The following is a 23618-nucleotide window of genomic DNA, read 5'->3' as shown; positions in this document are numbered from 1 at the left end:
AGGGCAAAATTTTGGCTGTAAAAAAAATCGTCACACACCCGGCGGAGGTTCTGGAAACACCTGCCGATGAAGTGACAGTGTTTGATAAAAAAATAAAAAAACTGCTTGACGATATGTACGATACGATGCTCGAAATGGATGGCGTCGGCCTCGCCGCGCCGCAAATCGGCATTTTAAAAAGAGCGGCCGTCGTGGACATCGGTGAAGAAAGCGGCCGGATCGACCTTGTAAATCCGGTTATTCTTGAAAAGAGCGGTGAACAGACCGGAGTCGAGGGCTGCTTAAGCTTTCCAGGGGTTTACGGCGATGTCACCCGCCCGGATTACGTAAAGGTAAAAGCCTATGACCGTAAAGGAAAACCGTTTATTTTAGAAGCGGAGGGTTTTTTGGCCAGAGCCGTTCAGCATGAAATGGATCATTTAGACGGCATTTTATTCACATCAAAAATTACGGCTTACTACACTGAAGAAGAACTGGCAGAAATGGAAGGATGATTGGATGACAAGGATCGTTTTTATGGGAACGCCCGATTTTTCAGTTCCCGTCCTGCGCACGCTTATTGAAGACGGGTATGAAGTGGTTGGTGTCGTTACGCAGCCTGACCGCCCGAAAGGCAGAAAAAAAATCATGACGCCCCCTCCTGTTAAGGCTGAAGCTGAACGTCACGGAATTCCCGTGCTTCAGCCCGAAAAAGTAAGGCTCGAAGAAGAAATAGAAAAAGTGCTCAGCCTGAAGCCGGACCTGATTGTTACGGCGGCATTCGGACAGATCCTGCCCAAGCAGCTGCTGGACGGCCCGAAATACGGCTGTATCAACGTACACGCGTCACTATTGCCTGAATTAAGAGGCGGAGCGCCGATACATTATTCGATTCTCCAAGGCAAGAAGAAAACGGGCGTGACAATCATGTATATGGTTGAAAAGCTTGATGCGGGTGATATGATTTCGAAAATCGAAGTGGAGATTGATGAAAAGGATAACGTCGGCACGCTTCACGACAAATTAAGCATAGCGGGGGCAAAGCTTTTGTCAGAGACCGTCCCGAACGTCATTTCCGGAAATATTAAACCGATCAAACAGGACGAATCAAAAGCGACTTACGCGCCTAACATTAAGCGTGAGCAGGAGCGGATTGATTGGGCAAAGCCCGGAGAAGAGATTTACAACCAGATCAGAGGTTTAAACCCTTGGCCTGTCTCCTATACAACTTTGAACGGTCAAAATATGAAAGTATGGGCTTCTGAAAAAGTTGCGGCAAAAACTGAAGCTGCGCCCGGAACAGTCATCCGCACAGAGCAAAACGGCATTGTCGTCGCATCAGGAAACAGCACCGCACTTTTAATTACTGAGCTGCAGCCGGCGGGAAAAAAACGGATGAAGGGCGAAGATTTTGTAAGAGGCAAAAATGTGCAGCCCGGTGACGTGTTAGGAGAAGCAAATGAAGAATATTAATGTCCGGGAGCTCGCCCTTGAAGCGCTTGAGAAGCTTGAGCAAAATCAGGCATACAGCAACCTGCTTCTTACATCGGTTATCAAAACGAACACGCTCAGCGATCAGGACAGAGGACTGCTGACAGAGCTTGTCTACGGAACACTGCAAAATAAAATCGCCTTAGACTACATGCTGAAGCCTTTTATCCGCAAGCCGAATAAAGTGAAGCCATGGGTGATTCAGCTGCTTCGTCTGTCCGCGTATCAAATGGAGTATTTAGAAAAAATACCGGATCGCGCCGCCATTCATGAAGCGGTTGAGATCGCCAAAAAACGCGGGCATAAGGGCATTGCGTCCTTTGTCAACGGCATCCTCCGCTCCCTGCAGCGTGAAGGGGCGCCGTCATTCGCTGAAATTGAAGACCCGGTTCTCCGTCTTTCCACAGAGACAAGCCATCCCGAGTGGCTCGTAAAAGAGTGGGTCGAGGCGTACGGCTTTGAGGCAGCTGAAAAGATCTGCCGGATTCATCTCATTCCGCCGAAGCAGACGCTCCGTGTCAATCACATAAAGAGCGACAGGGAAACGGTGCTGAATGAGATGGAGAATGCCGGTCTTGAAGCTGAAGCCGGAGACCTTTCTCCTGATGCGATTAAGCTTTTAAAAGGAAGCATCGCGAACACGGCATTTTTCCAAAACGGCCGGGTATCCATACAGGATGAAAGCTCAATGCTTGTCGCGCGGGCGCTGGACCCGAAGCCGGGCGAAACCGTTTTAGACGCATGCGCCGCACCGGGCGGAAAGTCGGCTCACATTGCGGAACTGATGGAGAACGAGGGGAGCCTCACATCGCTTGATCTTCACCGCCATAAAGTGAAGCTGATTAAAGAGGGCGCAGAACGGCTCGGGCTTACGATCATCGACGCGCAAACGATGGATGCGCGAAAAGCGGGAGAGGCCTTTGGCGCAGAACGGTTTGACCGTGTTCTCGTTGATGCCCCTTGCTCAGGTTTCGGCGTCATCAGAAGAAAACCCGATATGAAATATACGAAGACGCCGGAGGACAGCAGACGGCTGTCAGAAATCCAGCTCGGCATTTTAAGGGAAATCGCCCCATTAGTAAAAAAAGGTGGCACACTCGTATACAGTACGTGTACAATGGACCGGACAGAAAATGAAGAAGTTATGCATGCGTTTATACAAGAACACCCTGAGTTTGAACCCGATTTGTCTCTTGAAAAGCGGCTGCCTGAAAAGGCGAGACCCTTTGTTCAGGATGGAAGCCTTCAAATTCTTCCGCATTATTTCGGAACAGACGGTTTCTTTATTAGCAGCATGAGAAAGAAGGGATAAAAAATGACACAATTAAAAAAGACAAGCGTACGGAAAGAGCTGCGGACTGAGCAGCCGTCCATTTACTCTTTTGAATTAGATGAAATCAAACAATGGCTGACCGAGAATGGCGAAAAGCCGTTCCGCGCAGCACAGATTTTTGAATGGCTTTATGAAAAGCGGGTTTCTTCATTTGATGAAATGACAAACCTCTCAAAAAGCCTGCGTGAAAAACTCGAGAGCAATTTTGTGCTGACAACGCTGAAAACGGCTGTAAAACAGACATCTCAAGACGGCACGATGAAATTTTTATTTGAGCTTCATGACGGTTATACGATCGAAACGGTTTTAATGAGACACGAGTATGGTAATTCTGTATGTGTAACGACACAGGTCGGCTGCCGGATCGGCTGCACATTTTGCGCGTCAACGCTCGGCGGACTGAAACGGAATCTTGAAGCGGGAGAAATCGTCGCTCAAGTCGTGAAAGTGCAAAAGGCGCTTGATGAAACGGATGAACGCGTCAGCTCAGTCGTCATCATGGGAATCGGAGAGCCGTTTGATAATTTCAATGAAATGCTCGCTTTCTTAAAAATCATTAACCACGATAAAGGGCTGAACATCGGAGCGCGTCATATCACAGTTTCCACCAGCGGAATCATTCCGAAGATTTACGATTTCGCGGATCAAAAAATGCAGATCAATTTCGCGATTTCTCTGCATGCTCCGAATACAGAAATCAGAAGCCGTCTGATGCCGATTAATAAAGCCTATAAGCTTCCTGACCTTATGGAGGCCGTCAAATATTACATCGAGAAAACAGGCAGACGGATCAGCTTTGAATACGGGCTGTTCGGCGGCGTAAATGATCAGGTCGAACATGCAGAAGAGCTTGCAGAACTGTTAAAAGACGTGAAATGCCATGTCAATTTAATTCCGGTAAACTATGTGCCTGAACGGGATTACGTCCGCACACCGAGAGATCAGATTTTCGCATTTGAAAAAACGTTAAAATCCCGCGGTGTAAATGTCACGATCAGAAGAGAGCAAGGCCATGACATTGACGCGGCCTGCGGTCAGCTTCGCGCGAAGGAGCGTCAAGACGAGACGAGGTGAAGAGGTTGATTACAGCCTTGAAAACAGATACAGGTAAAGTCCGCCGGCATAATGAAGATGCGGCGGGCATTTTCACAAAAGAAGACGCGGTGCTTGCGGTTGTCGCCGACGGCATGGGCGGTCATCTTGCCGGAGATGTAGCGAGCAGGATGGCGGTTGCGGCGATGGAAGAGCAGTGGAACCGGACCGAAACGGTTCCTTCTCTGCCGTCTGCTTGCGAGGATTGGCTGAAAGACCGGATTCATGAGGCGAATGTCAAAGTACATGACCACGCTAAAGCGAATGAAGAATGCCGGGGAATGGGCACCACTGTTGTTTGCGCCTTATTCACCGGGAAGTTTGTCACTGTGGCTCATATCGGTGACAGCCGGTGCTACCTGCTTCAAGAGGGGGAATTCACTCAGCTGACTGAGGACCATTCGCTTGTGAATGAGCTGGTCAAGACGGGGGAAATTTCGAAAGAGGACGCCGAGCACCATCCGCGGAAAAATGTATTGACGAGAGCGCTGGGGACAGATGAAACCATCAGTCCCGACGCCCGTTCTTTTGAACTGTCTGACGGCGATCAGCTGCTTTTATGCTCTGACGGACTGTCAAATAAAATAGAAGATCACGAGATCAAACAAATGCTTCAAGCCGAATCTGATCCTCAGGAAAAAGTAGACCTTCTCATCAGCAAAGCGAATCAAAACGGCGGCGAAGATAACATCACGGCTGTGTTGATTGAGTTTTCCGCAGATGCAAAAGAGGGTGAAGACAAGTGCTAACCGGCAAGCGGATCAGCGGGCGTTATCATATCCTCCGGCCCATTGGCGGCGGCGGAATGGCAAACGTTTTTTTAGCTGAGGACATCATTCTCGAACGTGAAGTCGCAATTAAAATTCTGCGGTTTGACTTTGTGAATGACATTGATTTTATCAGGCGTTTCAGAAGAGAAGCACAGTCGGCATCAAGCCTCGATCATCCGAATATCGTCAGTATTTACGATATCGGGGAGGAAGGCGATATTTATTACATTGTCATGGAATATGTGGAAGGCATGACATTAAAGGAATACATAAACGCACACGGACCGCTTCATCCGAAAGAAGCGCTGTCCGTTATGGAGCAGATCGTCTCGGCCATCGCCCATGCCCATCAAAACCATATCGTGCACCGGGATATTAAACCGCACAATATATTGATAGATCATTTAGGGCATATCAAGGTGACGGATTTCGGCATCGCCACAGCGCTTACGTCTACGACAATCACACATACGAATTCTGTGCTGGGCTCGGTTCATTATTTGTCTCCGGAGCAGGCGAGAGGCGGTCTGGCAACGAAAAAATCAGATATTTACGCGCTCGGCATCGTGCTGTTTGAGCTTTTAACAGGTAAAATCCCTTTTGACGGAGAATCAGCCGTCAGCATAGCGCTAAAGCATCTGCAAACAGAAACGCCTTCCGCCAGAAAGTGGAACCCTTCCATTCCGCAGAGCGTCGAAAACATTATTTTAAAGGCAACCGCTAAAGACCCGTTTCACCGCTATGAAAGCGCCGAGGACATGGAAGCGGACATCAGAACGGCTTTTGACGCCGGCAGGCTGAATGAACAAAAATTTTCCGTGCAGGATGATGAGGAAATGACAAAAGCCATTCCCGTTATTACTGACGGCGCAAAAGCCGCACCTCAGGCGGAAACGCCGGGGGAGACGGATGATAAGGAACAGCAGCCCGCCAAAAAGAAAAAACGGAAATGGCCGTGGGTTTTGCTGGCCGTCTGTTTCATTTTCATTATGGCGGCTGTTCTTGCGGTCACCGTGTTCCCGTCTTTGTTTATGCCTAAAGATGTAAGCGTCCCCGACGTACGGGGCATGAAGTACGAAAAAGCGGAAGCCCTGCTTGAAAAGAACGGGCTCCGGGCGGATCCTGATATAACGGATATTGAAGATGAAAAAATAGAAGAGGAATTAATGGTCAAAACGGACCCAAAAGCGGGGTCTACCGTTAAAGAAGGCTCTTCTGTAAAACTGTACAAAAGCATCGGAAAACCGAAAACCCAGCTGATCGACGTGAAAGGGCGGCAGATCGGCGACGCAAAAAAAGCGCTGAAGGAAAAAGGCTTCAAACATGTCAATGTCAAAGAAGAGAACGATGACAGCGAGGCCGGCACCGTAATTGATCAGAACCCGTCAGCCGGCACCGACATGGTCGCAAGCGACGATGAAGTCAATCTAACGGTCAGCCTCGGCCCGGCGGACGTTACGCTGAGGGACTTAAAGACTTACAGCAAAGAAGCGGCTTCAGGGTATCTTGAAGATAACGGCCTGCAGCTTGTTGAAAAACAAGCCCATTCAGATGACGTGCCGGAAGGACAAGTCATGAAGCAAGAGCCGGCAGCCGGCACTGCGGTTAAGCCGGGAAGTAATGTTGAAGTGACGTTCTCGCTCGGACCTGAAGAAAAACCGGCGAAAACGGTAAAAGAAAAAATCAGCATTCCTTACGAACCCGAACATGAAGGGGACGAGCTTGAAGTGCAAATCGCCATCGATGATAAGGACCACAGCATCTCTGATACGTATGACTCATTTAAAATAAAAGAGCCGACTGAAAAAACAATCGAACTGAAGATTGATCAGGGACAGAAGGGGTATTATCAAGTGATGGTCGATCATAAAGTCGTCAGCTACAAAACGATTGAATACCCGAAAGATAATGACTGACAAGGAGGGACCCTATGCCTGAGGGCAAAATTATAAAAGCGTTAAGCGGATTCTATTATGTCTTGGATGAATCACAGGACAAGATCATTCAATGCAGGGGCCGGGGCATTTTCAGAAAAAATAAAATAACGCCCCTGGTCGGCGATTATGCCGTTTATCAGGCTGAAAATGATAAAGAAGGCTACCTGCTGGAAATCAAAGAACGAACAAACGAGCTGATCAGGCCGCCGATTTCAAATGTCGATCAGGCCGTTCTTGTCTTTTCTGCCGTTCAGCCGGCGTTCAGCACGTCTTTATTGGACCGTTTTCTCGTCCTTGTGGAAGTCAACGGCATTCACCCGATCATCTGCATAACCAAAATGGACTTAGCTGCAGACGGGGAATCGAAAGAGGCGATACTTTCTTACGTGAAAGACTATCAGGCGATCGGTTATGACGTATATGTGACGTCATCAAAAGAAAACAGCGGCTTAACAGGCATTGTGAAACACTTCGAGAACAAAACAACGGTGTTTGCCGGTCAGTCCGGAGTCGGAAAATCTTCGCTTTTAAATGCGATCAGCCCGGAGCTTGAGCTGAAAACAAACGAGATTTCCACGCATTTGGGACGCGGAAAACATACGACGCGCCATGTGGAGCTCATTCATACATCAGGCGGTCTGGTGGCGGATACTCCGGGATTCAGTTCGCTTGAATTTACCGGCATTGAGGAAGAAGAGCTGGGCAGCACGTTCCCTGAGATCAGAGAAATAAGCGCCTCTTGCAAATTCAGAGGCTGTCTGCATCTTAAAGAGCCGAAATGCGCGGTAAAGCAAGCGGTGGAAGAAGGAGAGATTCAGCCGTACCGCTATGAGCATTACAAAGAATTTATGCAGGAAATAAAAGAGAGAAAGCCGAGGTATTAATATGATTAAGGTTGCGCCATCAATTCTTTCCGCCGATTTTGCTTCACTGGGCGAGGAAATTAAAGACGTGGAAAAAGGAGGGGCGGACTATATCCATATTGATGTCATGGATGGCCATTTCGTCCCTAACATTACAATCGGGCCGCTTATCGTTGAAGCCGTCCGTCCGGTGACTGATCTGCCGCTGGATGTCCATCTTATGATTGAAAACCCGGACCGCTACATCCCGGCATTCGCAAAAGCCGGTGCGGACATCCTTTCCGTTCATGCTGAAGCGTGTCCGCATCTTCACCGGACCATTCAATTGATAAAAGAGCAGGGAGTAAAAGCGGGAGTTGTGCTCAATCCGCATACGCCCGTCCAAACGATTGAACATGTGATCGAGGAGCTTGACCTTGTGCTGTTAATGACGGTTAACCCCGGTTTTGGCGGACAGCGCTTCATTCATTCGGTTCTGCCGAAAATCCGTCAGGTCAAACAGCTGGCTGAGGAGAAAGGCCTGTCTGAGCTTTTAATCGAAGTGGACGGAGGCGTTAATAAAGAAACAGCCCCTTTATGCACTGAAGCGGGCGCCAATCTGCTTGTTGCCGGGTCTGCCGTATATAATCAGCCGGATCGGAAAAAAGCCATTGCTGACATCCGAAACGCGTAATAAACATGCTGAAAAAGAGCCCGGTGAAAGCCGCCGGCTCTTTTCGCGTCTAAGAGAGAGGAAAACATATGAAGACAATCAATATCGTTGCGGGCGGCCCGCGGGAGCTTATTCCCGATCTATCCGAATACACTGACGGAGATACGACGTGGGTCGGAGTCGATAAAGGGACGGTTGCTCTTTTGGAAGCCGGAATCATTCCGCAGGAAGCTTTCGGTGATTTTGACAGCATTACGGAAGAGGAGCTCATGCAGATTCAAAAAGCGGCGCCGGCCCTCCATGTGTATCAGGCGGAAAAAGATTATACCGATCTTGAACTCGCCCTTGACTGGGCTTTACAAAAAGAACCGGAAACCATTCGGATATTCGGTGTGACGGGCGGAAGAGCCGATCACTTTTTAGGGAACATCCAGCTGCTGTATAAAGCCTTACATAAGAATACCGATGTCGTGCTGATCGACCGGCAGAATGACATTCAGATGTTCGGGCCCGGCCGTTATACAATTGAAGAAAAAGCGCGCAGACGCTATATTTCTTTCATTCCGTTTACGGAAGCGGCAGACGGCCTGACACTCGACGGTTTTAAATATCCCCTTGATAATTGTCATATTCCTCTGGGTTCCACACTATGTATTAGTAACGAACTCATTCATTCACGAGGTACTTTTTCGTTTGCAAAAGGCATATTAATAATGGTAAGGAGCGCGGATTAGAAAAGCGGCTTCTGCCATATGCGGAAAAAACCATGAATCCTAAAGTGATGAACGCAGCGGATACGGGACTTATAGGAGGGGACAAAATGAAATTTTATACCATTAAATTGCCGAAGTTTTTAGGAGGAATTGTCCGGGCGATGCTGGGCTCATTTAGAAAAGAGTAAGCCCAAGAAGCTGAAATTGCCCTCTTTGAACGCATAAAAAACGCCTGCCGCATAAAAGGGCAGGCGTTCATTTTTGCTTATACACGCTCAACTTTACCGGATTTTAAAGCCCGGGCAGATACATACACTTTTTTAGGTTTGCCGTCAACAAGGATGCGGACCTTTTGAAGGTTGGCGCCCCAAGTACGCTTAGAAGCGTTCATTGCGTGAGAACGGTTGTTTCCGGCTTTTGTTTTTTTACCTGTAATAAAACATTTACGTGCCATTTGTTTCCCTCCTAACTGCGCGAAACATCTTTTCAAACATAGTGTCTCAGATGCTTTCGTTATACAATACTTTAAATAATTTACCACAGCTAAAAACCGTTTGCAACTATTGTTTCCCTTACTTTCAAGAAAAATCACTTGACATGTAAAACCAATCACATTTCCGCGCTGAAGGCCGCTGTCTGTATCTTTTCTTTTCATAATGGGATACATATAGTAGAATAATGATAACTCTATGCATCTGAAGGAGGAACCTGTGTGTCCATTGAAATGAAGACAAAATACGGACAGATTGATATATCCAACGAAGTCATCGCAATGGTTGCCGGAGGCGCTGCCATTGACTGTTACGGAATAGTGGGGATGGCCTCAAAAAACCAGATTAAAGACGGTTTGTCTGAAATCCTCCGGAGAGAGAACTTCGCAAAAGGCGTACATGTCCGTCAGGAAGCCGAACAAATACATATCGACATGTACATTATTGTCAGCTACGGCACTAAAATATCCGAAGTAGCCCACAATGTTCAGACGAAGGTAAAATACACAGTAAATCAAACAATCGGACTTGCAGTTGATTCTGTAAATATTTATGTCCAAGGCGTACGAGTAACGAACCCGTAGTGAGGAGGATGAGTATTGTCTAGACGAAACTTAGATGGGAGAGCTTTTGCGGCAATGATTCTGGCGGGGGCTGAGACATTGTCTCAAAACGCGTCCGCGGTGGATGCGCTGAACGTGTTTCCCGTGCCTGACGGCGATACCGGAACAAATATGAATTTATCGATGTCATCCGGTGCAAGAGAGGTAGAGCACATTGACTCACCCGACATCGGCAAAGTCGGCATCGCCCTGTCAAAAGGCCTGCTTATGGGGGCGAGAGGAAACTCAGGGGTGATCTTGTCCCAATTGTTCAGAGGTTTCACAAAGAGCATTGAAAACAAAAACCAAATAGACGCCCAAGAATTTGCCGCAGCACTCCAAGCGGGAGTGGATATGGCATATAAGGCGGTCATGAAACCGGTTGAAGGAACGATTTTAACCGTGGCCAAGGATGCGGCTAAAAAAGCGGTCGCCTCGGCCAAAGAAGAAACCGATATTATTTCGGTCATGGAGGCCGTTATTGAAGAAGCGGAAGCGTCGCTGAACCGCACGCCGGATCTGCTTCCTGTTTTAAAGGACGTCGGTGTCGTTGACAGCGGCGGAAAAGGTCTGCTTTGTGTATATGAAGGCTTTTTGGCTGCTTTAAAAGGAGAGGCCGTACCGAAAAAAGCGGTTCTTCCGGCACTCGATGATATGGTGAATGCCGAGCATCATAAAAGCGCGCAGAGCATGCTGAGTACAGAAGACATTGAATTCGGATTTTGTACGGAAGTGATGGTGAGGCTGGATCAAGATAAACGGACGTTCAAGGAAGAGACGTTCAGAAACGAACTGAGCCGTTTCGGCGATTCATTGCTGGTCGTGGCTGATGATACGCTTGCGAAAGTTCATATTCATGCCGAAGAACCAGGGAACGTACTCAATCTCGCACAGCGTTACGGCGATTTGATTAAAATTAAAATTGAAAACATGAGGGAACAGCATACTTCAATCATCAGCCAAGAACATGATGAAAAAAAGCCGGCCGGCGTTATGAAAGAAGCCCGCAAGCCTTTTGGCATCGTGACTGTGGCAATGGGAGAGGGCATTTCTGAATTGTTTACGAGCATCGGCGCTTCACACGTAATCGAAGGCGGCCAGACAATGAATCCGAGCACGGAAGATATTGTTGAAGCCGTTCAGTCTGTCAATGCGGAGACGGTTTTCATTCTTCCGAACAATTCCAATATTGTGATGGCTGCCAATCAGGCGGCGAGCGTGGCTGAAGAAAATGTCATTGTCATTCCGGCAAAAACGGTCCCTCAAGGCATGACTGCCCTGCTTGCGTTTAACCCTGACCAGCCGGCTGACGTAAATGAAGCTAATATGCTTGAGGCCATCCGGAATGTGAAAAGCGGACAGGTGACATATTCAGTCAGAGACACCCATATCGACGGCAAAGATATTAAAAAAGGTGATTTTATCGGCATTTTAAACAGTTCAATTATCGGCAGCGCCGAAGATCGGATAAGTGCGGCGAAATTGCTGCTGGATGAAATGATCGGGGAAGAAGATGAAATCGTCACCATTTTGTACGGAGAGGACGCGCCCGAAGAAGAAGCTGAGAAACTCGCTGAGTATATTGCAAGCGTCTGTGAAGATATCGAGGTTGAAATCCATAACGGCAGACAGCCTCTGTATCCATATATATTTGCGGCAGAATAGAAGGGCTTATCAGGCCCTTCTATTCTTATGCCTTTATTTACCTGCGGCAGTGCGGCAGTGTGCCTGCTTGCCAATTGAGAAATGTTCAATTAGTCTAAAGAAAAGCGCTGAATGAAGTGATGTTAAGGAGGAGCAAACCAGCATGAAGTATAGAAGCGTTTTTGATATTATCGGCCCGGTAATGATCGGTCCGTCCAGTTCACATACCGCAGGCGCCGCCCGGATCGGCAGAGTGGCCAGAAGCTTATTCAGGCGGGAGCCCCGCCGGATCGTTGTGTCTTTTTACGGATCATTTGCGGAGACGTATAAGGGTCACGGCACTGATGTCGCGATTATCGGCGGCCTGCTTGATTTTGATACATTTGATGAGCGGATTAAAACAGCGATTCAAATTGCGGAAGAGAAGGGCATATATGTAGAGTTCCGTACAGAGGATGCCGTGCCCGTTCATCCGAATACAGCGCGCATCGTCATTTCTGATGATGAGGGAGAGCTTGCCCTTACCGGTATTTCCATCGGCGGCGGAAAAATAGAAATCACGGAGCTCAACGGCTTTGAGCTGCGTTTGTCCGGAAACCATCCGGCTATTTTAGTCGTTCACAATGATAAATTCGGCACGATTGCAGGCGTTGCCAATGTGCTTGCGAAATTCTCCATCAACGTCGGACATATGGAAGTGGCGCGTAAGGACGTCGGCCAGCTTGCGCTGATGACGATTGAGGTCGATCAGAATATTGAAGAAGAAGTGCTTGACGAGCTTTCAACACTTCCTAATATTATACAGGTTACTAAGATAGCTGACTAAAAAGTCAGGAGGAAAATGACATGTTTCGTAATGTAAAAGAATTAATAGAAATCACTCAAGAAAAACAAATTCCGATTTCGGAAGTGATGATCACCCAAGAGATGGAAGTGACGCAAAAAACGCGGGAAGAAATCTTTCAAGGAATGGAGCGCAATCTCTCCGTCATGGAAGCAGCTGTTGAAAAAGGGCTGAAGGGCGTCACGAGTCAGACCGGTTTAACAGGCGGAGATGCCGTGAAACTTCAGGCATACATCCAATCTGGAAGAAGCCTGTCGGGCAATCTGATTTTAGACGCCGTTTCTAAAGCTGTGGCGACAAATGAAGTCAATGCGGCGATGGGAACGATCTGCGCTACACCGACTGCCGGCTCTGCCGGGGTCGTGCCGGGAACGTTATTCGCCGTAAAGCATAAGCTGCACCCTACGACAGAACAAATGATCCGTTTTCTGTTTACAGCCGGCGCGTTCGGTTTTGTCGTAGCAAATAATGCGAGTATTTCAGGAGCGGCAGGAGGCTGTCAGGCGGAAGTCGGGTCAGCATCAGGCATGGCAGCGGCTGCGATTGTGGAAATGGCGGGCGGAACGCCTCAGCAATCAGCGGAAGCAATGGCGATTACACTGAAAAATATGCTCGGTCTCGTATGTGACCCGGTCGCCGGATTGGTAGAAGTGCCGTGTGTCAAACGAAACGCAATGGGAGCATCCAACGCAATGATCGCGGCGGATATGGCGCTGGCCGGGATTACAAGCCGCATTCCTTGCGATGAGGTGATTGACGCGATGTACAAAATCGGCCAGACAATGCCGACAGCACTGCGTGAAACGGGACAAGGCGGTTTAGCCGCGACACCGACGGGAAGAGAATTAGAGAAAAAAATTTTCGGAGGAGCGCTGAAATCAAGTGACACACCATCAGCAAACTAGTATAGCGGAAATTAAGGGCATTGGGCCGGAAACAGAAAAAACATTGCACGAACTTGGTATCTATGACATTTCTGATCTTCTGAATTATTTCCCTTACCGTTATGACGACTATGAGCTGAGGGATTTAGAAGAAGTAAAACATGAAGAAAGAGTGACGGTAGAAGGGAAGGTTCATTCAGAACCTTCTCTTACCTATTACGGCAAAAAACGAAACAGGCTGACATTCAGAGTGCTTGTCGGCAATTATTTAATTACCGCGGTCTGCTTTAACCGTCCCTACTTAAAAAAGAAACTGACGTTAGGTTCTGTCGTCACGATATCAGGGAAATGGGATAAACACAGACAGACCGTTTCCGTGCAGGAATTAAAAAACGGTCCTCATCAAGAAGATAAAAGCATTGAGCCTGTTTATTCTGTTAAAGAAAACGTCACCGTAAAAATGATGAGACGGTTTATTAAGGAAGCGCTGCAGCATCATTTGGACAGTGCGGCCGATCCGCTTCCTGAAAAATTGAGAATCCGCTACAAGCTGCCTGATTACAAACATGCCCTGCAGACGATGCATCAGCCTGAAACGAGGGAATCGTTACAGCAGGCAAGACGCCGGTTTGTTTACGAGGAATTCTTATTATTTCAGCTGAAAATGCAGGCGTTCCGTAAAGCGGAAAGGGAACAGTCAAAAGGCATCAGCCATGTGTTTCCGGCTGAAAAACTCGCCGCTTTCACAGACAGCCTGCCGTTTTCGCTCACGACCGCACAGACGCGTGTGCTTCGGGAAATTACCGCTGATATGACATCCCCTTACCGAATGAACCGTCTGCTGCAAGGTGATGTCGGATCAGGGAAAACGGCCGTCGCCGCCATCGCTTTGTACGCTGCGATTTTGTCGGGGTATCAGGGGGCATTAATGGTGCCGACTGAAATTTTGGCCGAACAGCATGCAGATTCTCTCGTATCGTTGTTTGCAAATGAAGATGTAAATATCGCGCTTTTGACGAGTTCTGTCAAAGGAAAGCGGCGCAGGGAGCTTTTGGAGCGGCTTGCTCTCGGAGAGATTGATATTTTAGTAGGGACCCATGCTTTAATCCAGGATGAAGTGGAATTCAAAGCGCTGAGCCTTGTTATTACGGACGAGCAGCACCGGTTCGGGGTCGAACAGCGCAAAAAACTCAAGAATAAAGGTCAGGATCCGGATGTGCTGTTTATGACAGCCACCCCGATTCCGAGAACGCTGGCCATTACCGTCTTCGGAGAAATGGATGTTTCCGTGATAGATGAAATGCCCGCGGGGCGAAAACAAATCGAAACGTATTGGGTAAAACACGACATGCTGGAGCGGATTTTGGCTTTTATAGAAAAAGAGCTGAAGCAGGGAAGGCAAGCCTATGTTATCTGCCCGCTCATTGAAGAGTCGGATAAACTGGATGTACAGAATGCGATTGACGTATATAACATGCTGTCTGACGTTTACCGCGGTAAATGGAATGTCGGCCTGATGCACGGGAAGCTCCATTCTGATGAAAAAGATCAGGTGATGAGAGAATTCAGCGCCAATCAATGTCAGGTACTTGTGTCAACAACCGTCGTAGAAGTCGGGGTGAACGTGCCGAATGCGACGATTATGGTCATCTATGACGCCGACCGTTTCGGATTATCTCAGCTCCATCAGCTCCGCGGCCGGGTCGGGCGGGGAGACCACCAATCTTTCTGCATCTTGATGGCAGATCCGAAATCCGAAACCGGGAAGGAACGGATGAGAATCATGTCGGAGACAAACGACGGCTTCGAGCTGTCTGAAAAGGACCTTGAACTGCGCGGCCCCGGTGATTTCTTCGGAAAAAAACAGAGCGGTATGCCCGAGTTCAAGGTGGCGGATATGGTTCATGACTACAGAGCTTTGGAAACGGCCCGCCAGGATGCGGCCAATCTGGTGTCTTCAGAGGCGTTTTGGAAAGATGACGAATACCGCATGCTGCGCGGTCAATTACTTTCAAGCGGCGTCCTGGAAGGGGAGAAATTAAGCTGATTCTGCAAAATTCGGCGGCTTTCAAAAAACAATCATTGCATTCCAAACTATGAGATTATATACTACTATTAGTACCTAGTCTTAATTGTCCGGATGGTGTTTACAGATGAGAAGAAGCAAGAAAGAACGCCAAAAATTATTGCAGCAGACGATCAAATCGACACCCTTCATCACAGATGAAGAATTAGCGGGGAAATTCGGCGTCAGCATTCAGACGATCCGTTTAGACCGCTTAGAGCTCTCAATACCGGAGCTGAGGGAAAGAATTAAAAACGTGGCAGAACAAACGCTTGATGATGAAGTGAAATCACTGTCTTTAGACGAAGTGATCGGTGAAATTATTGATCTGGAGCTTGACGGCCAGGCCATTTCCATATTAGAAGTAAGACGCGAACATGTCTTCAGCCGCAATCAAATTGCGCGGGGTCATCATTTGTTTGCGCAGGCGAACTCACTCGCCGTAGCCGTCATTGATGATGAGCTGGCGCTGACCGCAAGCGCAAATATCCGCTTTACAAGACAGGTGAAAGAAGGCGAGCGCGTCGTTGCGAAAGCCAAAGTGACGGCAGTCGAAAAAGAAAAAGGCAGAACGGTAGTTGAAGTCAACAGCTATGTGGGAGAAGAAGTCGTGTTCTCCGGCAGCTTTGACATGTACCGTTCAAAACAATCATAAAGGTGGAGCATGCATGAGAATAGCTGTAGATGCAATGGGGGGCGACAACGCACCCAAAGCTGTTATTGACGGAGTAATGAAGAGTATTGAGGCATTTGACGATCTTCATATTACGCTGGTCGGTGACAAGACAACGATAGAATCACACTTGCCAACAACATCAGACCGCATCACTGTGTTGCACGCCGATGAAGTGATTGAACCGACGGATGAACCGGTCCGCGCCGTACGCAGAAAGAAAAACTCTTCTATGGTGCTGATGGCGCAGGAAGTGGCTGAAAACAGAGCGGACGCCTGCATCTCAGCGGGGAATACGGGCGCACTCATGACAGCGGGACTGTTTATCGTCGGCAGAATTAAAGGAATCGACCGGCCTGCGCTTGCCCCGACGCTTCCGACCGTTTCAGGCGACGGTTTCCTTCTTTTGGACGTGGGAGCCAATGTAGATGCCAAACCGGAGCATCTCGTCCAGTACGGAATTATGGGATCTGTATATGCCCGGCAGGTTCTCGGAATCAGCTCGCCCCGCGTCGGATTGTTAAATGTCGGCACGGAAGAAAAGAAAGGAAACGACCTGACAAAAAAGACGTTTGAACTATTAAAAGAAACAAACGTGAATTTTGTCGGAAACGTTGAGGCGAGAGACTTGCTCGAAGGAGCTGCTGACGTCATCGTCACAGACGGCTTTACGGGCAACGTCACGTTGAAAACATTGGAAGGTTCAGCGTTATCGATTTTCAAAATGCTGAAAGATACACTGACTTCAAGTTTTGTTTCTAAGCTCGCAGCTGGAGTGCTGAAGCCGAAGCTGATGGAAATGAAACTGAAAATGGACTATTCTGAGTACGGCGGGGCGAGTCTTTTCGGTTTGAAAGCGCCCGTCGTTAAAGCGCACGGCTCTTCTGACGCACGCGCTGTTTACCATGCGCTGCGCCAGGCGAGAGAAATGGTCAGCCAAAACGTGGCCGCATTTATAGAAGAAGAAGTAAAAGAAGAAAAAACAGATGAGTAGTCTGGAGGTTACCGCATCATGAGTAAGATTGCATTTTTATTTCCCGGACAGGGATCACAATATATCGGTATGGGAAAAGACCTGTACGAACGCGAAGAAGCGTCAAAACGTATTTTTGATGAAGCGGATGAAACGCTTGAAACAAAGCTGAGCTCGCTCATTTTTGAAGGCGACGCCGAAGAATTAACCCTTACATACAATGCGCAGCCCGCGCTGTTGACAACGAGCATTGCCGTATTGGAAAAGTTTAAAGAATTCGGCATCACCCCTGATTTCACCGCCGGACACAGCCTCGGAGAATATTCGGCGCTTGTTGCGGCGGGAGCGATGACATTTAAAGATGCCGTTCACACGGTAAGAAAACGGGGAGAATTCATGAATGAAGCCGTGCCGGCCGGAGAAGGCGCCATGGCAGCTATTCTCGGAATGGATGCGGAGTCCTTGAAAAAGGTGACGGATCAAGTGACGGAAAACGGTCATCTCGTACAGCTTGCAAACTTGAACTGCCCCGGCCAGATCGTAATTTCCGGAACGGCAAAAGGTGTGGAGCTGGCTTCAGAGGAAGCGAAAAACAACGGAGCAAAACGGGCAATCCCATTAGAAGTAAGCGGACCGTTCCATTCTGAATTAATGAAGCCGGCAGCGCAAAAACTCGAGGAGGTGCTCAGCGCCTGTGAGTTAAAAAATGCGGCTGTTCCCGTGATTTCAAACGTTTCGGCTGACGTTATGACAGAAAAAGACGATATCAAGAAAAAACTGATCGAACAGCTGTACTCACCTGTTCGCTTTGAAGAAACCATTAACAAACTGATTGACGAAGGCGTCACGACGTTTGTTGAAATCGGGCCAGGAAAAGTGCTTTCAGGCCTTGTGAAAAAAGTGAACCGCCGCCTTAAAACAATCGCGGTTTCTGACCATGAAACCATCGAACTGGCGATTCAAACGCTGAAGGAGGAGAATCAGGATGCTTAATGAAAAAACAGCAGTGGTAACGGGAGCGTCCCGCGGAATCGGGCGGGCGATCGCGCTTGATCTTGCGAAAAACGGCTGTAACGTAGTAGTCAACTACTCCGGGAATGAAGCGAAAGCGAACGAAGTCGTAGATGAAATCAAATCTTTGGGCCGAAACGCGATCGCGGTAAAAGCCGATGTATCAAATTCCGAAGAAGTACAAAACATGATGAAAGAGGCTGTCGCTGCATTTTCTTCAATCGACATTCTCGTGAACAATGCGGGGATCACAAAAGACAATCTTCTGATGAGAATGAAAGAAAATGAATGGGATGATGTCATTAACATTAACCTGAAAGGTGTATTCAACTGCACGAAAGCCGTGACAAGACAGATGATGAAACAGCGCTCCGGCCGGATTATCAACGTATCATCAATCGTCGGCGTCAGCGGAAACCCCGGCCAGGCGAACTATGTGGCGGCAAAAGCCGGTGTAATCGGCTTAACGAAGTCATCAGCCAAAGAGCTTGCGAGCCGAAATATTACGGTCAATGCCATTGCTCCGGGCTTTATTTCTACAGATATGACGGACAAGCTTTCTAAAGAAGTCCAAGATGAAATGCTGAAGCAGATTCCGCTCGCGCGTTTCGGTGATCCTTCCGATATCAGCAGCGTTGTTACGTTCCTTGCTTCTGAAGGATCGCGTTATATGACGGGCCAAACCCTTCATATTGACGGCGGAATGGTGATGTAAAGATTTGTTTTTAAAATTTCATCCTAGTTTCTCTAGTTTTTTAAAAACGAATCCTCTATAATACTTGAGGGGAGGTGAATTGCTATGGCAGATACATTAGAGCGTGTAACGAAAATCATCGTAGACCGCCTTGGCGTTGATGAAGCTGACGTCAAACTTGAAGCTTCTTTCAAGGAAGACTTAGGTGCTGATTCCCTAGATGTAGTTGAGCTTGTTATGGAACTTGAAGACGAGTTTGATATGGAGATTTCTGACGAAGATGCTGAAAAGATTGCAACAGTCGGCGACGCTGTGAACTACATACAAAACCAGCAATAAGCTGATGCTAAAAGTCCCGCCTGACAGCGGGGCTTTAGCCCTTTAATCGTTCGGTTACCGGCGTCTGACGCTGTACGCGCTGCCGATTCCGTTTACGGCGGGGAGCGCGGTGAACCTGATGTGCCTATGGAGGTTACTATGTCAAAACACTCACATTTTAAAGATAAAAAAAAGTTCTATAAAAAAATAGAGCAATTTAAAGAGTTCCAAGAACGGATTTCGGTTCATTTTCAAAACGAGAAACTTTTGTATCAAGCATTTACACATTCATCTTATGTGAATGAGCATCGGAAAAAGCCGTATGAAGACAATGAAAGGCTTGAATTTTTAGGTGACGCTGTTTTGGAACTGACGATCTCCCAATTCTTATTTGCCAAATACCCGGCCATGAGTGAAGGAGATTTGACGAAGCTGAGAGCCGCTATCGTATGCGAGCCGTCACTCGTCTCACTTGCCCATGAATTGTCATTCGGCGATCTTGTTCTCTTGGGAAAAGGAGAAGAAATGACGGGCGGCAGAAAGCGTCCTGCGCTTTTAGCGGATGTGTTTGAAGCGTTTATCGGCGCACTGTATCTGGATCAGGGCCTTGAGCCGGTTCAGCAATTCCTGAAAGTGTACGTGTTCCCTAAAATAAACGATGGTGCTTTTTCTCATGTGATGGATTTCAAAAGCCAGCTTCAAGAATTTGTACAGCGGGACGGAAAAGGATCGCTTGAGTACAAAATTCTCAATGAAAAAGGGCCTGCCCACAACCGGGAATTCGAGGCGCTTGTCTCTCTTAAAGGTGAGGCGCTCGGTATCGGGAACGGACGTTCCAAAAAAGAAGCCGAGCAGCATGCGGCACAGGAAGCTCTTGCGAAAATGCAAAAACATCATACGAAACAATAAAATCCCCCTGTTTCCCTAGGGGGATTTCAGTATGTCTGCGCCTGATATAAGCGGGTGATTATGATAATATTGAGATACTTATACGATAAGGAGGATCTGGGATGTTCCTCAAACGTTTAGACGTTATAGGATTTAAATCATTTGCAGAACGGATATCCGTTGACTTTGTAAAAGGCGTCACGGCCGTTGTCGGTCCGAACGGCAGCGGAAAGAGCAACATTACCGAAGCCATCCGCTGGGTGCTCGGCGAACAATCAGCCCGCTCGCTTCGGGGCGGAAAAATGGAAGATATCATTTTTGCGGGAAGTGATTCGCGCAAGCGGCTGAACCTTGCCGAAGTCACGTTAACGCTTGATAATGAAGATCATTTTCTCCCGATCGATTACCACGAAGTCAGCGTGACGAGACGGGTGTACCGTTCCGGAGAGAGTGAATTTCTCATCAACAATCAGCAGTGCCGTTTGAAAGACATCATTGACTTATTTATGGACTCCGGGCTCGGAAAAGAAGCATTCTCTATTATCAGCCAGGGGAAAGTCGAAGAGATTCTCAGCAGCAAAGCGGAAGACCGCCGCAGTATTTTTGAAGAAGCGGCCGGCGTGCTGAAATATAAAACAAGAAAGAAAAAAGCGGAAAACAAACTGTTTGAGACGCAGGATAACTTAAACAGGGTGGAAGATATTCTCCATGAGCTTGAAGATCAGGTCGAACCGCTGAAAATCCAGGCATCAATCGCCAAAGACTACTTAGAAAAAAAGAAAGAGCTTGAGCATGTCGAAATTGCCCTTACCGCCTTTGACATCGAACAACTGCATGGCAGATGGTCGGGTTTAAAAGACAAGGTGCAGGCTGCTAAAGAAGAAGAATTGGCGGAATCATCGGCTCTATCCGCAAAAGAAGCGATGATAGAAGAGACGAGAGATAAAATCCACGCGCTTGATGAATCCGTCAACGAACTGCAGCAGGTTCTGCTCGTGACAAGTGAAGAGCTGGAAAAGCTGGAAGGCCGGAAAGAAGTGCTGAAAGAGCGCAAAAAAAATGCCGCGCAAAACCGGGAACAGCTTGAGGAATCCGTTACACATTACACGAACAAAGAAGCCGAACTGAAAGCCGACATTGAAAAACAGTCTGCCGTCTATGATAAGCTGCGTGCGGAAGTGAAGCGGTTAAACGCCCAAGTGAAAGAAAAGCAGCAGGCTCTCAGTCTGCATAATGAAAATGTAGAAGAGAAAATTGAACAATTAAAAAGCGATTACTTTGAATTGTTAAACAGCCAGGCGTCGATTCGCAACGAGCTGCAGCTTTTAGATGACCAGATGTCCCAATCTGCGGTCCAGCAGGCGAGACTGACCGCAAACAATGAAAAATATCTTGAAGAACGTAACGATATTGCAGTCCGCAAAGCGGCGTGCGAAGAAGAATTGGCTGCCGTTGAAGAGGATATTCACAATCAGGTCGTCCGCTTTCGCGAAGTCCAGACAGCATATGAACAGAAAAAACGCCAATATGAAAAGAAAGAATCTGCGCTGTATCAGGCATATCAATTCGTCCAGCAGGCCAGATCCAAAAAAGATATGCTTGAAACGATGCAAGGCGATTTTTCAGGATTTTACCAAGGCGTAAAAGAAGTGCTGAAGCAGAAAGAGAAGCTCGGCGGCATCCGCGGCGCCGTTCTCGAACTGATTGCCACCGAACAAAAGTATGAAACGGCGATCGAGATTGCACTCGGCGCAGCGGCGCAGCACGTTGTCACAGACGACGAGCAGGCGGCGCGGAAAGCGATTCAATATTTAAAACAGAATTCATTCGGCCGCGCGACGTTCCTGCCGCTTACGGTTATGAAACCGCGCCAGCTCCAAACCCGTGATGAACAGACGGCTCAGAAGCATCCGTCTTTCCTCGGCACAGCGAGCGGGCTTGTCACATATGATGCCGCGTATCGGAATGTCATTCAAAACCTTCTCGGCACCGTGCTGATCACTGAAGATTTAAAAGGTGCGAACGAACTGGCCAAGCTTCTCGGGCACCGCTACCGCATCGTGACGCTTGAGGGCGATGTCGTCAATCCAGGCGGATCAATGACAGGCGGCGCGGTCAAAAAGAAAAACAATTCTCTGCTCGGCAGAAGCCGTGAGCTTGAGACGGTGACTGCGCGGCTTGCCGAAATGGAAGAAAAAACAGCTTTGCTCGAAAAAGAGGTCAAAACGCTGAAGCAGGCCATTCAAGAGCTTGAACATACGCTGAGCGGTCTCCGTGAAGACGGTGAAGCTTTCAGAACAAAGCAGCAGGATGTAAAAGGCAGGCTGTATGAACTCGAAGTCGCTGAAAAGAACATCAATACCCATCTGGAGCTTTACGATCAGGAGAAAGCATCACTGACCGAAAGCAGCCGGGAAAAAGAGACGCGCAAATCAGCTCTGGAAGAACAGCTGAGTGAGGCATCCGGCCAGCTGAAAGAGCTTGAGGAAGAGATGGAAAGGCTGACAAAACAAAAGCAGACCCTATCCTCAACAAAAGAAACGCTCTCTCATGAACTGACGGAATGTAAAGTGGCTGCTGCGAAAAAAGAACAGGCGTGTTCGAGTGAAGAAGACAACCTCAAACGGCTGAAAAAAGAGCTTGAAGAAACGCAGCTCGCTCTGAAAGAAACACGGGAAGATTTAAGCCTCCTGACCTCAGAGATGACGTCCAGCACAAGCGGTGAGGAGCAGCTTGAAGAAGCAGCCCATCACAAGCTTCACGATAAAACGAGAACGATCGAATTGATCGCCAGCCGGCGCGACCAGCGGGTGAAGCTCCAGCGGGCTCTTGATACGAACGAGCTTGAACTGAAAGAGATGAAGCGTCTGTATAAGCAAAAAACAGACATTCTGAAAGATGAAGAGGTAAAACTCGGCCGGATGGAAGTTGAGCTTGATAATCTCTTGCAGTATTTACGCGAGGAATACAGCTTATCCTTTGAAGGGGCAAAAGAACAATATCAGCTCGAACTCGAGCCTGAAGAGGCGAGAAAACGGGTCAAACTGATCAAGCTTTCAATTGAAGAGCTCGGAACGGTCAATCTCGGCAGCATCGATGAATTTGAAAGAGTAAACGAACGGTATCAGTTTTTAACAGAGCAGAAAAATGACCTGACGGAAGCGAAAAACACACTGTTTCAAGTCATTGAAGAAATGGATTCTGAAATGACGAAGCGATTCCATGAAACGTTTATCCAGATCCGTTCTCAATTCAACGACGTGTTCCGTTCTTTATTCGGAGGAGGACGGGCTGAACTGAAGCTGACTGATCCGAATGATCTTCTTAATTCCGGGGTGGACATTATCGCGCAGCCTCCGGGCAAAAAACTGCAAAACTTAAATCTTTTGTCAGGGGGAGAACGGGCGCTGACTGCCATTGCCCTTTTATTCTCCATTCTGAAAGTAAGGCCCGTGCCGTTCTGCGTCCTTGATGAAGTGGAAGCTGCGCTTGATGAAGCCAATGTATTCAGGTTTGCGCAATATTTAAAAAAATACAGCGGCGACAGCCAGTTTATCGTCATCACCCACAGAAAAGGCACCATGGAAAAAGCGGATGTCCTCTACGGTGTTACGATGCAGGAATCCGGCGTTTCCCGAATGGTTTCGGTCAAACTGGAAGAAACAAAAGAATTCGTTCAGTAACGAGGAAAGAGGTTGAAA

Annotated in this window: 23 protein-coding genes; 22 read left to right on the top strand and 1 reads right to left on the bottom strand. The window is 47.9% G+C overall.

Annotation, left to right across the window (positions count from 1 at the left end; all coding sequences use genetic code 11):
• The first annotated feature begins 11 nt into the window (after window positions 1-11).
• The 10 genes from def (at window position 12) to spoVM (ending at window position 9018) form a co-directional block, all read left to right on the top strand.
• The gene (gene def, locus ABK447_RS12675) at window positions 12-494 is read left to right on the top strand and encodes a peptide deformylase (RefSeq protein WP_100001423.1); all 483 of its coding nucleotides are present in this window, start codon (window positions 12-14) and stop codon (window positions 492-494) included.
• Window positions 495-498: 4 nt separating this feature from the next.
• A complete protein-coding gene (gene fmt / locus ABK447_RS12670) occupies window positions 499-1452 on the top strand; it encodes a methionyl-tRNA formyltransferase (protein ID WP_100001425.1) in 954 nt (317 codons plus the stop codon).
• Window positions 1439-2782 carry a 16S rRNA (cytosine(967)-C(5))-methyltransferase RsmB gene (rsmB, locus tag ABK447_RS12665; protein ID WP_100001427.1) on the top strand — a complete coding sequence of 448 codons (1344 nt, stop codon included), beginning with the start codon at window positions 1439-1441 and terminating at the stop codon, window positions 2780-2782. The genes fmt and rsmB overlap by 14 nt, the downstream gene beginning before the upstream one ends.
• A 3-nt stretch (window positions 2783-2785) precedes the next feature.
• Entirely contained in the window at window positions 2786-3877 is a 1092-nt protein-coding gene (rlmN, locus tag ABK447_RS12660; protein ID WP_003154339.1) for a 23S rRNA (adenine(2503)-C(2))-methyltransferase RlmN, read from the top strand.
• A 5-nt stretch (window positions 3878-3882) separates the two neighbouring features.
• Entirely contained in the window at window positions 3883-4644 is a 762-nt protein-coding gene (locus ABK447_RS12655) for a Stp1/IreP family PP2C-type Ser/Thr phosphatase (protein WP_007409750.1), read from the top strand.
• Window positions 4638-6581 (top strand): Stk1 family PASTA domain-containing Ser/Thr kinase, encoded by a 1944-nt coding sequence (pknB, locus tag ABK447_RS12650; RefSeq protein ID WP_012117534.1) that lies wholly within the window; start codon window positions 4638-4640, stop codon window positions 6579-6581. Before ABK447_RS12655 ends, pknB begins: the two co-directional genes overlap by 7 nt.
• A gap of 14 nt (window positions 6582-6595) precedes the next feature.
• Entirely contained in the window at window positions 6596-7486 is an 891-nt protein-coding gene (rsgA, locus tag ABK447_RS12645) for a ribosome small subunit-dependent GTPase A (protein ID WP_100001429.1), read from the top strand.
• Between the two features lies 1 nt (window position 7487).
• A complete protein-coding gene (gene rpe / locus ABK447_RS12640; protein WP_100001431.1) occupies window positions 7488-8138 on the top strand; it encodes a ribulose-phosphate 3-epimerase in 651 nt (216 codons plus the stop codon).
• 68 nt (window positions 8139-8206) lie between these two features.
• Window positions 8207-8851: a thiamine diphosphokinase gene (locus ABK447_RS12635; protein ID WP_100001433.1), complete on the top strand. Its 645-nt coding sequence runs from the start codon at window positions 8207-8209 to the stop codon at window positions 8849-8851.
• Window positions 8852-8937: 86 nt separating this feature from the next.
• Window positions 8938-9018, top strand: coding sequence for a stage V sporulation protein SpoVM (gene spoVM, locus ABK447_RS12630; protein ID WP_003154329.1), 81 nt, complete (start codon window positions 8938-8940; stop codon window positions 9016-9018).
• Window positions 9019-9095: 77 nt separating this feature from the next.
• Here spoVM and rpmB read toward each other — a convergent pair whose 3' ends face one another.
• A complete protein-coding gene (rpmB, locus tag ABK447_RS12625; protein ID WP_003154328.1) occupies window positions 9096-9284 on the bottom strand; it encodes a 50S ribosomal protein L28 in 189 nt (62 codons plus the stop codon).
• A 258-nt stretch (window positions 9285-9542) separates the two neighbouring features.
• Here rpmB and ABK447_RS12620 point away from each other — a divergent pair, with 258 nt between their 5' ends.
• From ABK447_RS12620 to smc, 12 genes are all read left to right on the top strand, one after another.
• Window positions 9543-9905, top strand: a complete 363-nt coding sequence (locus ABK447_RS12620) for an Asp23/Gls24 family envelope stress response protein (protein ID WP_003154327.1) — start codon at window positions 9543-9545, stop codon at window positions 9903-9905.
• A 15-nt stretch (window positions 9906-9920) separates the two neighbouring features.
• Window positions 9921-11588 carry a DAK2 domain-containing protein gene (locus tag ABK447_RS12615; RefSeq protein WP_022553356.1) on the top strand — a complete coding sequence of 556 codons (1668 nt, stop codon included), beginning with the start codon at window positions 9921-9923 and terminating at the stop codon, window positions 11586-11588.
• Window positions 11589-11730: 142 nt separating this feature from the next.
• Complete coding sequence (gene sdaAB, locus ABK447_RS12610; protein WP_003154325.1) at window positions 11731-12393, top strand: L-serine ammonia-lyase, iron-sulfur-dependent subunit beta; 663 nt, start codon at window positions 11731-11733, stop codon at window positions 12391-12393.
• Between the two features lie 20 nt (window positions 12394-12413).
• Window positions 12414-13316, top strand: coding sequence for an L-serine ammonia-lyase, iron-sulfur-dependent, subunit alpha (gene sdaAA, locus ABK447_RS12605; protein ID WP_012117539.1), 903 nt, complete (start codon window positions 12414-12416; stop codon window positions 13314-13316).
• On the top strand, window positions 13294-15342 hold the full coding sequence (gene recG, locus ABK447_RS12600) for an ATP-dependent DNA helicase RecG (RefSeq protein WP_012117540.1): 2049 nt from the start codon (window positions 13294-13296) through the stop codon (window positions 15340-15342). Before sdaAA ends, recG begins: the two co-directional genes overlap by 23 nt.
• Window positions 15343-15448: 106 nt before the next feature.
• Window positions 15449-16015 (top strand): transcription factor FapR, encoded by a 567-nt coding sequence (gene fapR, locus ABK447_RS12595; RefSeq protein ID WP_003154320.1) that lies wholly within the window; start codon window positions 15449-15451, stop codon window positions 16013-16015.
• Window positions 16016-16028: 13 nt separating this feature from the next.
• Window positions 16029-17027, top strand: coding sequence for a phosphate acyltransferase PlsX (gene plsX, locus ABK447_RS12590; RefSeq protein ID WP_007409758.1), 999 nt, complete (start codon window positions 16029-16031; stop codon window positions 17025-17027).
• 18 nt (window positions 17028-17045) lie between these two features.
• Window positions 17046-17999, top strand: a complete 954-nt coding sequence (gene fabD / locus ABK447_RS12585; protein ID WP_100001435.1) for an ACP S-malonyltransferase — start codon at window positions 17046-17048, stop codon at window positions 17997-17999.
• Window positions 17992-18732: a 3-oxoacyl-[acyl-carrier-protein] reductase gene (gene fabG / locus ABK447_RS12580; RefSeq protein ID WP_003154312.1), complete on the top strand. Its 741-nt coding sequence runs from the start codon at window positions 17992-17994 to the stop codon at window positions 18730-18732. Before fabD ends, fabG begins: the two co-directional genes overlap by 8 nt.
• 84 nt (window positions 18733-18816) lie before the next feature.
• Window positions 18817-19050, top strand: coding sequence for an acyl carrier protein (gene acpP, locus ABK447_RS12575; RefSeq protein WP_003154310.1), 234 nt, complete (start codon window positions 18817-18819; stop codon window positions 19048-19050).
• 138 nt (window positions 19051-19188) lie between these two features.
• Window positions 19189-19938, top strand: a complete 750-nt coding sequence (gene rncS / locus ABK447_RS12570; RefSeq protein WP_014417754.1) for a ribonuclease III — start codon at window positions 19189-19191, stop codon at window positions 19936-19938.
• Between the two features lie 101 nt (window positions 19939-20039).
• Window positions 20040-23600 carry a chromosome segregation protein SMC gene (gene smc, locus ABK447_RS12565; protein WP_100001437.1) on the top strand — a complete coding sequence of 1187 codons (3561 nt, stop codon included), beginning with the start codon at window positions 20040-20042 and terminating at the stop codon, window positions 23598-23600.
• Window positions 23601-23618: the final 18 nt, after the last annotated feature.

Source organism: Bacillus sp. hwrm1, from assembly GCF_040207805.1.
Lineage (GTDB): Bacteria > Bacillota > Bacilli > Bacillales > Bacillaceae > Bacillus > Bacillus velezensis.
Note: the sequence above shows the minus strand (reverse complement) of the source record. Positions and strands in the feature narration are given on the sequence as shown.

What these genes read in the sequence shown, in the direction of transcription:
- fapR (WP_003154320.1), top strand. Translation starts at nt 15,449, where the DNA reads ATGAGAAGAAGCAAGAAAGAACGCCAAAAATTATTGCAGCAGACGATC.
- rsgA (WP_100001429.1), top strand. Translation starts at nt 6,596, where the DNA reads ATGCCTGAGGGCAAAATTATAAAAGCGTTAAGCGGATTCTATTATGTC.
- rlmN (WP_003154339.1), top strand. Translation starts at nt 2,786, where the DNA reads ATGACACAATTAAAAAAGACAAGCGTACGGAAAGAGCTGCGGACTGAG.
- acpP (WP_003154310.1), top strand. Translation starts at nt 18,817, where the DNA reads ATGGCAGATACATTAGAGCGTGTAACGAAAATCATCGTAGACCGCCTT.
- rncS (WP_014417754.1), top strand. Translation starts at nt 19,189, where the DNA reads ATGTCAAAACACTCACATTTTAAAGATAAAAAAAAGTTCTATAAAAAA.
- rpe (WP_100001431.1), top strand. Translation starts at nt 7,488, where the DNA reads ATGATTAAGGTTGCGCCATCAATTCTTTCCGCCGATTTTGCTTCACTG.
- rsmB (WP_100001427.1), top strand. Translation starts at nt 1,439, where the DNA reads ATGAAGAATATTAATGTCCGGGAGCTCGCCCTTGAAGCGCTTGAGAAG.
- fmt (WP_100001425.1), top strand. Translation starts at nt 499, where the DNA reads ATGACAAGGATCGTTTTTATGGGAACGCCCGATTTTTCAGTTCCCGTC.
- ABK447_RS12635 (WP_100001433.1), top strand. Translation starts at nt 8,207, where the DNA reads ATGAAGACAATCAATATCGTTGCGGGCGGCCCGCGGGAGCTTATTCCC.
- rpmB (WP_003154328.1), bottom strand. Translation starts at nt 9,284, where the DNA reads ATGGCACGTAAATGTTTTATTACAGGTAAAAAAACAAAAGCCGGAAAC.
- plsX (WP_007409758.1), top strand. Translation starts at nt 16,029, where the DNA reads ATGAGAATAGCTGTAGATGCAATGGGGGGCGACAACGCACCCAAAGCT.
- sdaAB (WP_003154325.1), top strand. Translation starts at nt 11,731, where the DNA reads ATGAAGTATAGAAGCGTTTTTGATATTATCGGCCCGGTAATGATCGGT.
- fabG (WP_003154312.1), top strand. Translation starts at nt 17,992, where the DNA reads ATGCTTAATGAAAAAACAGCAGTGGTAACGGGAGCGTCCCGCGGAATC.
- spoVM (WP_003154329.1), top strand. Translation starts at nt 8,938, where the DNA reads ATGAAATTTTATACCATTAAATTGCCGAAGTTTTTAGGAGGAATTGTC.
- fabD (WP_100001435.1), top strand. Translation starts at nt 17,046, where the DNA reads ATGAGTAAGATTGCATTTTTATTTCCCGGACAGGGATCACAATATATC.
- smc (WP_100001437.1), top strand. Translation starts at nt 20,040, where the DNA reads ATGTTCCTCAAACGTTTAGACGTTATAGGATTTAAATCATTTGCAGAA.
- sdaAA (WP_012117539.1), top strand. Translation starts at nt 12,414, where the DNA reads ATGTTTCGTAATGTAAAAGAATTAATAGAAATCACTCAAGAAAAACAA.